Annotated in this window: 7 protein-coding genes; 3 read left to right on the top strand and 4 right to left on the bottom strand. The window is 68.7% G+C overall.

Going from position 1 to position 13,491, the window contains the following annotated elements; genetic code table 11:
• Nucleotides 1-11 precede the first annotated feature (11 nt).
• Nucleotides 12-1,274: a CaiB/BaiF CoA transferase family protein gene (locus ACOGI4_RS10065; protein WP_419841542.1), complete on the top strand. Its 1,263-nt coding sequence runs from the start codon at nt 12-14 to the stop codon at nt 1,272-1,274.
• Nucleotides 1,275-1,359: 85 nt separating this feature from the next.
• Here ACOGI4_RS10065 and ACOGI4_RS10060 read toward each other — a convergent pair whose 3' ends face one another.
• From ACOGI4_RS10060 to ACOGI4_RS10045, 4 genes are all read right to left on the bottom strand, one after another.
• Nucleotides 1,360-2,307, bottom strand: coding sequence for an MOSC domain-containing protein (locus ACOGI4_RS10060; protein WP_419841541.1), 948 nt, complete (start codon nt 2,305-2,307; stop codon nt 1,360-1,362).
• A 45-nt stretch (nt 2,308-2,352) separates the two neighbouring features.
• Nucleotides 2,353-4,314: an acetyl/propionyl/methylcrotonyl-CoA carboxylase subunit alpha gene (locus ACOGI4_RS10055; protein WP_419841540.1), complete on the bottom strand. Its 1,962-nt coding sequence runs from the start codon at nt 4,312-4,314 to the stop codon at nt 2,353-2,355.
• A 47-nt stretch (nt 4,315-4,361) separates the two neighbouring features.
• A complete protein-coding gene (locus ACOGI4_RS10050) occupies nt 4,362-5,984 on the bottom strand; it encodes a carboxyl transferase domain-containing protein (RefSeq protein ID WP_419841539.1) in 1,623 nt (540 codons plus the stop codon).
• An 86-nt stretch (nt 5,985-6,070) separates the two neighbouring features.
• Nucleotides 6,071-7,240, bottom strand: a complete 1,170-nt coding sequence (locus tag ACOGI4_RS10045; RefSeq protein WP_419841538.1) for a hypothetical protein — start codon at nt 7,238-7,240, stop codon at nt 6,071-6,073.
• Between the two features lie 125 nt (nt 7,241-7,365).
• Here ACOGI4_RS10045 and ACOGI4_RS10040 point away from each other — a divergent pair, with 125 nt between their 5' ends.
• Both ACOGI4_RS10040 and ACOGI4_RS10035 read left to right on the top strand, forming a co-directional pair.
• Nucleotides 7,366-9,885, top strand: a complete 2,520-nt coding sequence (locus ACOGI4_RS10040) for a CoA transferase (protein WP_419841537.1) — start codon at nt 7,366-7,368, stop codon at nt 9,883-9,885.
• Nucleotides 9,886-10,274: 389 nt separating this feature from the next.
• A complete protein-coding gene (locus ACOGI4_RS10035) occupies nt 10,275-13,292 on the top strand; it encodes a fibronectin type III domain-containing protein (RefSeq protein WP_419841536.1) in 3,018 nt (1,005 codons plus the stop codon).
• The last annotated feature ends 199 nt before the right edge of the window (nt 13,293-13,491 follow it).

Genomic DNA, 13,491 nt, shown 5'->3' with positions numbered 1-13,491 from the left:
GTGTTGACATCGTGAGCGGACCGTGCGACAACGCGGACGAGGCAGCCGGGTCGGGCACAGTGGCCCACGCAGCTCCGCTGACAGGCATCTCGGTGGTCGATTTCACACGGGTGCTCGCCGGCCCGACGGCTACACGGATCCTCGCCGAGATGGGCGCGTCCGTGACCAAAGTGGAACCGCCCGCGTCCGACATCGCCCGGGCAGCATCGCCCACCGCTGGTGCCACTTCGGGCTATTACTTGCAGTTGAACGGCGGCAAGCGGAACCTGAGCATCGACCTCAATTTCCCCGAAGGACGCGCCGCCGTGTTCGAACTGTGCCGCCGTGCGGACGTCATCGTCGAGAACTACCGGCCCGGCACGATGGCGACGTTCGGGTTGGACTACGAGTCGGTGAGCGCCGTCAATCCTGCCGTCGTGTACGTGTCCATCTCTGGCTACGGCCAGGACAATCCGTGGTCGTCGCGTCCCGCGTTCGCTCCCACGGTGCAAGCCGAGAGCGGATCCACAGCCACTCATCTCCGGCACTATGGGGATCTGCTGGCTCGTCCGACGACGGACTCGACCAGCCAAGCCGACCTCTATACGGGCGTCCAAGGTGCGCTAGCTGCGGTGGCCGGGCTGTTCCAGCGCAGCGTGACCGGGCGCGGCAGTCATGCCGATGTCTCGATGATGGCCACGATGCTCTCGGTGAACGAGCGGTTGCACATGGAGGCCAACGAGCTGGACCCGATGGGGGAGCCAGCAGCGCTGAGCGCACCCGAGTCGCCGATCTTCGAGCTGGCGGACGGCTCGTTGATCACCATTGCCGCATCACCGGTGTGGACTCCCGCGTTCGGCCGTTACTGCACGATGATGGGCCGCAACGACCTCAAGGCAGACCCCCGTTACACGACGCCGGAGCTGCGCAGGGAGCACTACGACGAGCTGATGACGGAGGTCGCAGCTTGGATTCGCACCTTCGCCGGCATCGACGAACTCGAGCATCAGGTTTCCGGAGCGGGCGGCTTGGCCGTCGGTCGCATCCGGACGTCGGGCGAGGCGCTCGACACCGAATGGGCCGAGGCAGTCCAGCCGTACTACACGGTCGAGACCGAAGGGCGCGAGCTGCGCCTGATGCGGGGGCCGTGGAAATTCGACGGGCAGTCCACGGCGGCGCTGCGGCCGGCAGCCGCCCAAGGTGCGGACAACGCCGAGATCATGGCCGAGATCGGCGCCACCATCGAGCAGATCGCAGACCTCACCAAGCGAGGCGTACTCCGTTCCGACGGTTAGCACAGCCGGACATGTCTGCACGACACGAGTGCACAGCAATTGCGCGCAGTCTTGGAGCGTCGGCGCGGCCCGCCGTGCGGCAGCTCTAGCGCGGCGGCGCCAGCAGTGGCGCGCCGGTGGCGGTGACGGTGACCGGGTCGCCGACCGACACCTGCGCTCCGTCGGGATCGATGGTGCAGGCGATGCCGAAGATGGCATTGCCTTCCAGCATCGAGCGCATGCCTGGCGAGTAGCCCTCCGCGTTGGAGCACCAGCGGTGCTCGCGCAGCACCAGCGCCGGTTCGCGGTGGCGTTTGCCGGTGTCCTGGTCGATCTGCGGGACAGCACACCGCGGCCACGCCACGCGCGCTGCCAGCTGCGCCGGCCCTATGGAGAACGCGGTCCACGTATCCTCAACCCACGGCTGATCGGTGGTGACGACCAGATTCGCGCGGAATCGTTCGATGCCGAACGGCTCGGCTGCTCGGGCCACGAGGTCGTCGAGCGAAGCGGTGTTGGCGACCAGCACCGGGGCTGCGTCGGCGAAGCCGGCCAAGCGCCCTCGGAACAATCGCACCGGCCGTGACGTTTCGGGCGTCAGTGCTGCGAGCCGGGCCGGGAAGCCGAGCACGTCGCTGAAGAACTCGGCGGCTTCGTCTCCGGCGTCGGCGCATGCCACTTCGTCGCCGATCAGCGAATGGACGACGACGTCGTTGGTCTCGGGCCGCTGCACGTGAATGGTGCCGACATCGGGTGCGCTGACGGTCAGGCCATCGCCGGTGGGGAGCGGCACGACGGTGGCGAGCACAGCGTTGCTGCGCTGCGTGACGGCTTGGCCGAAAGCGCCCGCCTCGTCGGGAGCGGTGACCACCTGCCAGGCGCGGTCGCCGTCGAGGCCGGTCGCGGTCACTGCGGCCGTGTTCAGCTCCACGCGCCGGCAGCCCTTGATCGGATGCACGGCAATGCCCGTGAGCGTGCCGACGCTCTCGCCGCCGAACTGAGCGTTGTCGAGTCGGGCGCCGTCCAGCGGTGCGCTCGTGGCGTCTGCAGCCATGGGTTGAACCCTACGCCCACCCGGCACTCTCGTTGCGCGGGCGCTTCAACTGCTGGTCGCGTCCTGGAAGCTGACGAGGACTTGGTTCGCCTCGACGGCGTCGCCGGGATGGCAGTGGATGTCGGCGACGATGCCTGCGCCGCTCGCAGTGAGCGAATGCAGCATCTTCATCGCTTCCACCACCACGATCGTGTCGCCTGCCGCGACCGCGGCGCCAATCGATACCGCCACCTCCACGACGACGGCGGGGAAGGGCGCAGTGATGGCGTTCACCGATCCCGCGCCAGCCGATGCATCCGCTGCCCACGCATCGGACCGCTCGGGCACCTCGAAGGTGACGGTGTGCCCAGCCACGTTGACTGCCACATTGACAGGCACATTGACAGGCACGTTGGCTGGTGTACTCGCTGCCGCGTCGAATGACGTGGCCTCGCGTGTCGTGCTGACAGCCGTGGCCCAGAGGCGGTCGCCGGCTGCGGCCACTGCTTCGGCGGACACCTCATGGAGTTGCCCGGCCGCATCCCGCAGCATCACGACGGCTTGCGACGTGTGGGGAGTCAGCCGGAATCCGCTCAATGCAGCCCACGGACTGCTCCCAGCCGCCGCAGAGCGCAGGGCCCGCTCATGCGCGAGCCAGGCCGCAGCCGCTGCGGGTGCTGCCTCAGCGCTCGTCGGCGGATCCGGCAGCCCGTCGATGCCGAGCGCGTCGAGCGCGTTCGTGGTCATGTCGCCTGCCCGCAGCGCCGACTGGTCGATCAGCCAGCGCAGGAAGCCCGCGTTCGTCGGCACTGGCCCGAGCACGAGCCGGTCCAACGCAGCACCCAGTTCGTCCAGCGCGGACTCGCGGTCGGTGCTCGTGACGATCAGCTTGGCCAGCATCGGGTCGTAGTACGGCGATACCTCGCTGCCTGCGGTCACCGACGTGTCCCATCGAACCCGGTCGGGCACCGAGACGCATGCGACCGGCCCGGCGCGGGGAGTGAAGCCGTCGTGCGGGTCCTCCGCGTTGATGCGCACCTCGATGCTGTGGCCGCGCCAGCAGACGTCGTCTTGGGCTAGTCCCAGCGGCCCACCGGTCGCTGCTCGCAGCTGCAGCTCCACCAGGTCCAGGCCGGTGACGGCCTCGGTGACCGGATGCTCGACTTGCAGCCGAGTGTTCATCTCCAGGAAGAAGAACTCGCCGCTGTCGGCATCCACGACGAACTCGACCGTTCCGGCGTTGTCGTAGCCGATGTGCCGAGCGAGGGCGACGGCGGCCCGGGTCAAGCCCTCGCGGGCAGCAGCGGGCAGATTCGGCGCCGGTGCTTCCTCCACCAGCTTCTGGAAGCGTCGCTGCGAGGAACAGTCGCGGGTGCCAAGGTGGATCACCTCGCCGTGGCGGTCGCCGACCACCTGCACCTCCACGTGGCGCGGCCGCTCGATGCAGCGCTCGACGATCATCCGGTCATCGCCGAACGAGCGCATGGCCTCGGTGCGCGCCTCTCCCAGCGCAGCCTCGAATGCGCCGGCCGAGCGCACGATCCGGATGCCCTTGCCGCCGCCCCCGGCCGAGGCCTTGACCATCACCGGGAATCCGATCTGCGCTGCGGCGCGGGCCAGGTCGCCTTCGCTGGCGCCCGGGATGATCGGCACTCCGGCGGCCTGCGCCAGCGCACGCGCCTCGATCTTGGCGCCCATCGCAGCGATGGCGTCTGGATGCGGCCCCACCCAAACCAGCCCGCGGTCGATGACCGCCCGGGCAAGGCCCGCATTCTCCGACAGGAAGCCGTAACCGGGATGCACGGCGTGCGCGCCCATGCGCGTCGCCGCGTTCAGCAGCGCCTCGACGTCGAGGTAGGAGTGCTCCAGCGCGGCTGGGCCGATGCAGCAGGACTCGTCTGCGTCACGCACGAACGGGGCGTGGCGGTCCGGCTCGGCGAAGACCGCCGCCGTGCGCCAGCCCAGCCGTCGAGCCGTGGCGAACACCCGGCTGGCGATCTCGCCCCGATTGGCGACCAGCAGCTTCACAGTATGGCTTTCGAGAGTGTCTGGTTCATCGCAGGCGCACCGCTTTGCTACATCCGGTACACGATGCCGTTGCCCGCGGCGGGGGCATCCTGGCGTGCGGCCAACGACAGGCAGAGCCCGAGCGCGTCGCGTGTGTCGGCCGGGTCGATGAGCCCGTCGTCCCACAGTCGCGCCGTGGCGTAGTACGGGTCGCTCTGGCGCTCGTACTGGTCGGCCACCTCGGCCCGCATCGCAGCGATCTCAGCCTCGGTGGTCTCGTGGCCGCGCATCCCCGCCAGTCTGATGTCCACGAGCACGGTCTGCGCTGTCTCGGCCGACATCGTCGCAATGCGGCTGTTGGGCCAGGCGAACAGCAGCCGAGGGTGGAAGCCTCGTCCGCACATGCCGTAGTTCCCCGCTCCGTAGGAACCGCCGATGAGCACGGTGTAGCGCGGCACGGTGGCGTTCGCCACTGCAGCCACCATCTTGGCCCCGTGCTTGGCGATGCCGGCAGCCTCGGAGTCGCTGCCCACCATGTAGCCGGTGGTGTTCTGCAGGAACAGCAGCGGCACTCGGCGCTGCTCGCACAGCTCGATGAAGTGGGCGGCCTTGAGCGCGTCGGACGAGAAGATGATGCCGTTGTTGGCGACGACGCCGACGAGATGGCCCCAGATGCGAGCGAAGCCGCAGGCGATGTGGGTGCCCCAGTCGGGCTTGAACTCGGCGTAGCGGGCGCCGTCCACCAGGCGAGCGATGATCTCGCGTGCATCGAAGCCGATGCGGTCGTCGGCGGAGATGATGCCGTAGATCTCCGAGGCGTCGTAGGCGGGAGGCGCCGGCGCCTCCCACGACAGCCAGCCCTCGCGGTGATCCGCCGGCCGCTGATTGGACGCCGCGCAGAGCTCGCGCAGCTTGCCGTATGCGGCTCGTTCGTCGGGCGCCATGTAGTCCGACACGCCCGAGACGCGGGTGTGCAGCGCAGCTCCGCCCAAGTCCTCGGGTTCGATTATCTCGCCGAGGGCGGCCTTCACGATCGGGGGGCCGCCGAGGTAGATGCGGCCGATGCCGGTCACCATGATCACTTCGTCGCTCAGCGCCGGCACGTACGCACCGCCGGCCGTGCAGCCGCCCAGCACCACCGAGAGCTGCGGCAGGCCTTGGGCCGACAGTCGGGCTTGGCGGTAGAAGCTGCCGCCGAAGTGGTCCTTGTCGGGGAAGATGTCGTCCTGCAGCGGCAGGAACGCCCCGCCGGAGTCCACCAGGTAGATCACGCCGAGGCCGTTCTCCGCGGCGATGTCCTGGGCTCTCACGTGCTTCTTGATGCTGACCGGCAGCAGCGATCCGCCTTTGACAGTGGCGTCGTTGGCGATGAACATCCACGGCACCCCGCAGACCACGCCGATGCCCGTGACGATGCCTGCGCCTGGGGCGCTGTTGTCGTACATCTCCCAGCCCGCCAGCGTGGACAGTTCCAGGAACGGCGTATCGGTGTCGCAGATCAGATCGATGCGATCCCGCGGCAGGATCTTGCCTCGGCTGTGGTGACGCTCGATGGAGCGGGCTCTGCCGACGCCCCCGCAGATGGCGAACTGCTGTCGCTCGCGCAGCACGGCGAGCAGGCCGGCGTAGGCCGCGGTGTTGGTTTCGAACTCGTCGCTGCGGGTGTCGATGCGGCTCTCGAATTGTCTCATTCGATGGGTCTCATTCGGCTGGTCCTACTCGAACGGTCTCATGTGGGGGGTCTCCTTCGACAGGCCTAGGTGACAAGCACCGGCGCTCAGAAGCGGGGGTCGCCCGGGTCGAGGCCCAGCAGCACTCGCCCGGCGGTGTCCATCTGGTGGCTGCCCACCATGAAGTGGCCCGCGACCGCGCGCACGTCGTTCAGCAAGCCGCCGAGCGGCGACGACGTGTAGTTCGCGGTGCTGCCTGCAGCATTCGCCAAGATCTCCGCTGCTGCGATGCAGTTCTGCACGCTCCACGAGCATGCCAAGCGCGCCCGAGCGTGCAGGCCGGCCGGCACCGCTTCGCCGCCGGCCGAGGCAGCCTGCCAAACCTCCTCCAGCATCGCGTCCACGAAGGCGCGGCCGGCGCCGACCAGTGCGGTGGCACGCGCGATGCCGGTTTGCGCCTCGGCGCGGTGGGCGAGCGACGAGTGCTCGAACAACGGCGTCTTGGAACCCGCCAGCTCGGTGAACTCCGCCAGCGCACGCTCTGCGATGCCCGCCGCCACGCCGGTCTTCGGGAACGGGAAGCGCAGTCCCGAGGGCAGTCGGTACCACGGGTGCCCGCTGGGCTTGGGCAAGGCGAAGCTGTCGACCACCGCGGCCCACTCGGCGGGCACGAAGCGCTCGCTCAGCACGACATCGTGGCTGCCGGTGCCCCGCAGGCCCACGGTGTGCCACGTGTCGTCGATCAGGTCAGCGTCGGCGCGAATCAGCACGTAGCACAGCTGCCGGGGGCGGGGGCCGTCCACGAGACACGTCAGGATCCACCAGTCGGCGGCCGCACACCCGCTCACGAACGGCCATCGGCCGTCCACGATCCACCCGCAGTCTGTCGGCCGGGCGACGCCCTTGGGCACGCCTGATCCCGCAATGACCGCGTTCGGGTCGGCGCCATAGAACGCTGACACTGTCGCGGCGTCGAAGTGGGAGGCGAATATCTCCGCTTCCTCATTGCAGGTCATGGCGACCCAGCCCGTCGAGGGGTGCTCGTGGGCGATCCGTCGGGCGAACTCGACGAACTCGCCGGGGTGGCAGCCGCGTCCCCCCAGCTCGGAAGGCACCAGCAGGCGCATCAGCCCGCAGCGGGCCAGCTCCGCGATCACCCCTGCATCGGGAGTTCGCTCAGCGTCGCTGTGAGAGCCGCCGGCACGAATCCGCTCCAGCAAGCAGTCACTCAGCTCCGGCGGCGATCCTTGCTGCCGCGGCGAGGGAGCGTCGGCCATCGGGACAAGCTAGTTGCGTCTTGGCCGACGGATGTTTCGCTGCTGTCTCACGGTGGCTGCTGGCGTATCGTCACTTGGTGCCGATCGCGCTGCACGGTGCGTCGGCAGGGCGGGGTGAGAGATCCATGAGTGCGCTCGATGCCACATGCGACTCCTCAGCGGTGCCGCTCGCCGGCATGACCGTGCTCGATCTCACCGATCACCGAGGCGAGTTCGGTCCGTGGCTGCTGGGCGAGCTCGGTGCCGACGTGATCAAGGTGGAGCCGCCGGGCGGCACGCCTGCTCGCGCAGCGCTGCCGCGAAGACCAGCCGGCCCCGCCACGGAGGATCGGGGCAGCTGGCAGTTCTGCGCCTACAACTCCAACAAGCGCTCCATCGTGCTCGACCTGCGCGAAGCCAACGACCGTGCCGTCTTCGAGCGCTTGGTGACGCTCGCCGATTTCGTCTACGAGTCAGGTGTGCCGGGCACGCTTGCCGAGGTGGCGTACACACATGACCACCTGCGGCTGCTCAACTCGCAGCTGGTTCACGTGCAAGTCACGCCCTTCGGAGGCGACGGCCCTCGCAGCGCCGACGCCGCCAGTGAGCTGTCGCTGGCGGCGCTGGGCGGCGCCGCGCACATGCAAGGCGTCGCGGAGCGGGCGCCGGTCAAGGCCTCCATCCCGCAGGCGTGGCGTCATGCGGGTGCCGAAGCTGCCGTTGCGGGGCTGGTCGCTCATGCTCGCATGCGAGCGTGCGGCACTGCACAGCACGTCTGCGTGTCCGCGCAGGCCGCCATGACGTGGACGCTGCTGAACGCCATGACCGCCCATGCCATCTGCGGCCGGGACTTCCAGCGCTCGGGCACGGTGGTGAATCTCACTGCCCCGCTGCAGATGCGCTATCGCACCCAAGACGGATGGGCGATCGGCATTGCACGAGGCGTGGCGACCGGCCGGCTGCTGGAGTGGTACATCGAGGAAGGGCTCGCCGACGAGAGCTGGCGTGCGGAAGACTGGGATACCTACGATGTGCGCGCCTCGAAAGGCGAGCCGGTCAGTCGCACTTTCGACGAGCTCTACGAGGCGATGGCAGAACTGTGCCGGCGCCACACGAACGCTGCACTGCTCGAAAGGTCGGTGGAGCTAGGCGAGACCATCGCTCCGATCCACACCGTGGCCGACCTAGCGGAATTCGAGCACCTGCGGGTGCGCGGCTTCTGGCGCACGGCTGAGCTCGCCGGCACTGCAGGCACCGAAGAGGTGGAGGTGCCCGGCGGGCCGGTGACGATCGACGGCGTCCGCATCGGCACACCTCCGAGGCCGCCTCGCCTCGATGAACACGGCAACGTCATTCGCCGGGAAGCCGCTCAGGCCCACGAATCCGTCGGACTCGCCGGCGGCGAGACGGCTGCTGTACCGGCGAGCGCCGCAGCGCAGCGGAGCATCGGAACGAGCAAGCTGCCGTTCGCCGGGCTCAAGGTGGCGGACTTCAGTTGGATCGGCGTCGGCCCGATCACCGCCAAGGCCCTCGCAGACCACGGCGCGACGGTGGTGCGGATCGAATCCAGCGGTCGCATCGACGGCCTGCGTGCGAATCCGCCGTTCAAAGACGACGTGGTGGACGTCGACATGGCGCACTTCTTCGGCAGCTTCAACACCTCCAAGCTCAGCATCGACATCGACCTCAAGACGCCTGCCGGCGCCGACATCGCGCGCCGCATGATCGCTTGGGCTGACGTGGTGGTGGAATCCTGGACGCCGGGCACCTTCGCTCGCAACATCGCCGACGACCCGCTCATCGCGGAGCTGAATCCGACGGCCGTCGTGGTCCACACGTCGCTGCTCGCCAGCGGCGGCCCGCTCTCCAAGATGGGCGGCTTCGGCTACCACGCGGCGGCCATCGCCGGCTACTATCCCGTCGTGGGCTGGCCTGATCTGCCGCCCGACGGGCCGTACCTGGCCTACACCGACACCATCTCGCCGCGCATCATCACCGCCACGCTGCTCGCGGCGCTGGATCGCCGGCGCCGCACGGGCGAGGGCTGCGTCATCGAGGCAGCACAGCTCGAATGCGGCCTGCAGTTCCTGGCGCCCGAGCTCGCCGATTACGCCCACAGCGGCACGGCGGCCACCCGCAACGGCAATCGGGATCCCGACGTGGCGCCGCAGGGCGTGTATCCGTGCGCGGGCGACGACCAGTGGTGCGCCATCACGATTGCCGACGATGCGCAGTGGCAGACACTGGTGGAGCTGATGAGTGCGCCGCGCTGGGCACAGGCGCGGGAACTGTTGTCGCTGGAGGGCCGTCTGGCCGCCCACGATGCCATCGACGACGGCATCTCCGTTTGGACCGCGACCCAACAGGCCGTGAAGCTCGAACGGCGGCTCGCAGAAGCGGGCATCGCTGCGGGCATGGTGCAGCGCAGCAGCGACCTGCTGGCGGACCCTCAGTACCTGCACAGCGGCTTCCACCGCTGGCTGGAGCACCCCCGGATGGGAACCGTGCCGTACTCGGGTCATCAGTACCAGATCGTGGGCTACGAGCACGGCCCGCGGTTCGCGGCGCCCACGCTCGGCCAGCACACCTTCGACGTCCTGAGCGGCGAGCTCGGTCTGACCGACGAGCAGATCGCACAAGCGGCAGCCGAAGGAGCACTCGGCTGAGGACGTGGTCGCTGCAGGCGGTATCGGGTGGGCCTGCATGGGCAGTTTCAGGGGTGCAGCGTGCCGTGCTGCGGTCGATGTGGGTAGATTGTGTGTTGCGTACAGGGTGTCTCGTCGAAGGTGCCCAGGAGTGCCGGCCGGATGGAGGGTGTGTCGATGTCGGGTGATGGTCGTGTTGCGAGCTTGGTGAGCCACCTCTGCGGGGGGGGGGGGGTCGGGTGCCTGGTTGGCTGGTTGAGCGGCCGCGTGCCGCGGCTGGGGTTGGTGGGCGCCGTGGTGGTGTGTTGTGGGGGCTGGTTGGTGTAGTCGTTGTTGCGGCGTCGGTGGTGTTGGTGCCGGTGGGTGTGGCCGGTCAGGCTTCGGTGCCGGCGAAGCCTACGGGTTTTGTCGTGTACAGTTTCGCGGGCGGTGTCGGGTGGTATTGGTCTGATCCGGGGGATTCGACGATCACGAAGTATCAGTACGTGGCGGGTTCCGCTGTGCAGACGGTGACGGATTCGACGAGCTGGGTGGACATAGCGAATTCGGGTGCGTCGACTACTTCGGCGACGTTGACGGGCACCGGCACGATTTATGTGAAGATTCGGGCGGTGAATGCAGCGGGCGGGGGTCCGCAGTCGACTGTGCGGAGCGACACTGCGGGCACGTCGGCGAACACGATCAGCGTCTCGGCGCAGCCGTCGACGGTGGTTGAGGGCAACTCGGACACGACGGAGGTGACGTTGACGGTGGTGTTGCCGTCTGCGACGACGACGTCGGTCGGCCGCAGCGTCGTATTGGATTATGCGGCGCCATCCGACGGCGACCTCGGGACGTGGAACAGCAATGCCGGGTCGACGTCGTGTTCTGCGCCGAACCCGGCGACGGCTGACGTCTGTTTCCCGAACGGGAAGACGATCAGTATCGCGCAGGGGCAGACCACGGGCAGTTTGGTAATCGGCGTGCGGGCGGACACCACCGAGGAAGCCAAGACAGAAGCTGTGATCATACAGGCGAAGTCCTTCGGGACGCCTTTTCTGGAAGGCACCGTTCGTTTGTTGATTGTTGATGATGATGGTGCGAATTCGCCGGTGCCGGAGGTGCCGGTGGGTTTTGTGGTTGTGCGGGGTGTGGGTGGGTTGCGGTTGTTGTGGGTGGATCCTGGTGATTCGTCGATTTCGAAGTATCAGTACGTGGTGTTGCCGACTGCGACGAACACTCGTCAGGCTGCGAGGGATTCGACGGCGTGGGTGGACATTCCGAATTCTGGTGCGTCGACGGTGACGTTTTTGGCGCCTGCGTCTGCGGCGAGTTGGGTGAAGATTCGGGCGGTGAACGATGCGGGGAACGGCGAGGAGACCGAGCCGTTCAGCGACGCGCCGGGGACGGCGGGCAATGTGATCGTGGCGCGTGCGAGTCCGGTGTTGGTGACGGAGGGCGATTCGGGGACGAAGAATGTGACGTTGTCGGTGACGTTGCCTGAGGCTGCGCCGGTGGGGGGCCGGTCGGTGAGGGTGAGGGCGGTGTCGGGTCAGACGGCGACGGTGAACTCGAATTACGATTCGTCGACGTCGTGCAGTTCGCCGTCGTCGGGTGCGGATTACTGCTGGCCGAACGGGGACACGATCAGCATCGCCCGGGGGGAGACGCAGGGTTCGTTGGTGTTGGGTGTGCTGGGCGACGAGGTCGACGAGGACAGGCACGAGTCGGTGTACCTGCGTCCCGCGTATCAGGACGAGGACGTTGGGGCGGTGCTGGGGTGGGCGGCGTTCGTGATCGTGGACGACGACGAGGGCTCCTCGGGCGGGGGTTCGTCGGATCGGTTGCCGCCGAAGCCGTCGGGGGTGACGTTGGAGCGGCGTGCGGGGACGAACACGTTCGATCTGTCGTGGTCCGATCCGGGTGATTCGTCGATCACGAGCTGGCGGTACAGGTATCGGAAACCGGACGGGACGGAGTTGGGGTGGTTGACGGTGTCGGGCTCGGACGCGGAGACGACTACGGTGGCGTTCACTCCGAGCGGGGGCATCGGCGACGGGACCTGGAGGGCGCGTGTGCAGGCCCTCAACGCGAACGGCGAGGGCGCCGCGTCGGACTGGGTGAGCGCCCGCATAGGCGAGGGCGAGACCGCCACCACCACCACGTCCGCCACCAGCAGCACGTCCACCTCGACGTCCACGACTTCTGTGTCGACGACGGTTGCGGCGGGGGTGCCGGCGAAGCCGACGGGGCTGTCGTTCTCGCGGCGTGCGGGGTCGAATCTGTTCGACATGACGTGGACGAACCCGAACGATGCGACGATCAATTTGTACCGTCGCCAGTGGGAGACCCCGGCGGGGTCGCGGTCGGGGCAGGTGAACATCACCAGCTCGGGTGCTTCCACGACGTCCGCGGCGTGGGGCCCGGTCGGGGCGATCGGCAACGGCAGGTGGCGGGTGCGCATCCAGGCCCGCAACACCAACGGGTGGGGACCGTGGTCGGACTGGGCCACCCACACCGTCGGCGCCACAACAACCACCACCACCACGACTACTGCTGCCACGACAACGACCACCACTGCTGCGACGACCACGACGGCTGGTGCTACGACGACGACTGCTGCGACTGCTACGACGGCGGCGCCGAGGGTCCCCTCCGGAGGCGGAGGCGGTTCTGGCGGCGGCGGCTCCGGCTCGGGCGGCGGTTCGGGCGGAGGCTCGGGCGGCGGTGGTTCTGGTGGTGTGTCGGTGTCGGGGAGGCCGTGGGCGCCGTCGGGGGTGCGCACTGTGTCGGGGGGCGGCGTGCTGTTGGTGTCGTGGTCTGCGCCCGCAGGCGGCGCTTGCGGGGCGTCGGGGTATCTGGTGCGCATACGCGACAGCAAGGGGCGTGTGGCGGCGGAGTCGCTGGTGCTCTCAGGCGTCACGAGCTGGCTGGTCACCGGACTGACGCCCGGCGTCGGGTACACGGTGGAGGTGCACGCCTACAGCGCAGCGTGCTGGAGCTTCTCCCCGCCCGCCGCCCGCACGTTCGCTGTGACCGCCACAGGCGACCCGCCTGCGGTGCCCAAGCGTCCGTTGGCGGCGCCGACGCCGGTGCGGGACCTGAGCGTGGACACGTCCAGACGCGACCGTGTGACTGTCACCTGGGCCAAGCCGGCTGCGATCAGCGACGCGCGCCGCGACTCTCGCTGCGCGTACACCCGCCCGGGGGAGCCGCACTTCGCCAGACGCGTCCGCTACGCCTATGAGGTGGTGAACATGACCACCGGCGAACGCGTCACCGCAGGCACCTTCGAGTCCAACAGTCCCACCCTGACACGCACCGTGACGCTCACCGGCCACGCAGCAGGGGCGGGGTATCGGCTGCGGGCAAGCGTCGTGGCCTACTCCGAGGCCTGCAACCGCTGGTCCCCCATCCGCCGCACCCACTGGTGGACCAAAGCCTCATAGCCGCAGTCGCCCGCCGCGCCGGCCGAGCGCGCCCCGCGCCGGCCGGCAGCCGGCTGTTGGACAGCTCGACAGGCTGGTGCGGTCACCGCGAGCCTGCATCTGGCGGGCGGCGAACGATCTCACCAACCAGGGCGGAACGCGGCCAGGCAAACCGCCGGGGGGCCGAGCAGCACCCGATGTCGGACGTGAGCGGTCCCAC

The organism is Candidatus Poriferisodalis sp. (assembly GCF_965205175.1).
GTDB lineage: Bacteria > Actinomycetota > Acidimicrobiia > Acidimicrobiales > Poriferisodalaceae > Poriferisodalis.
Note: the sequence above shows the minus strand (reverse complement) of the source record. Positions and strands in the feature narration are given on the sequence as shown.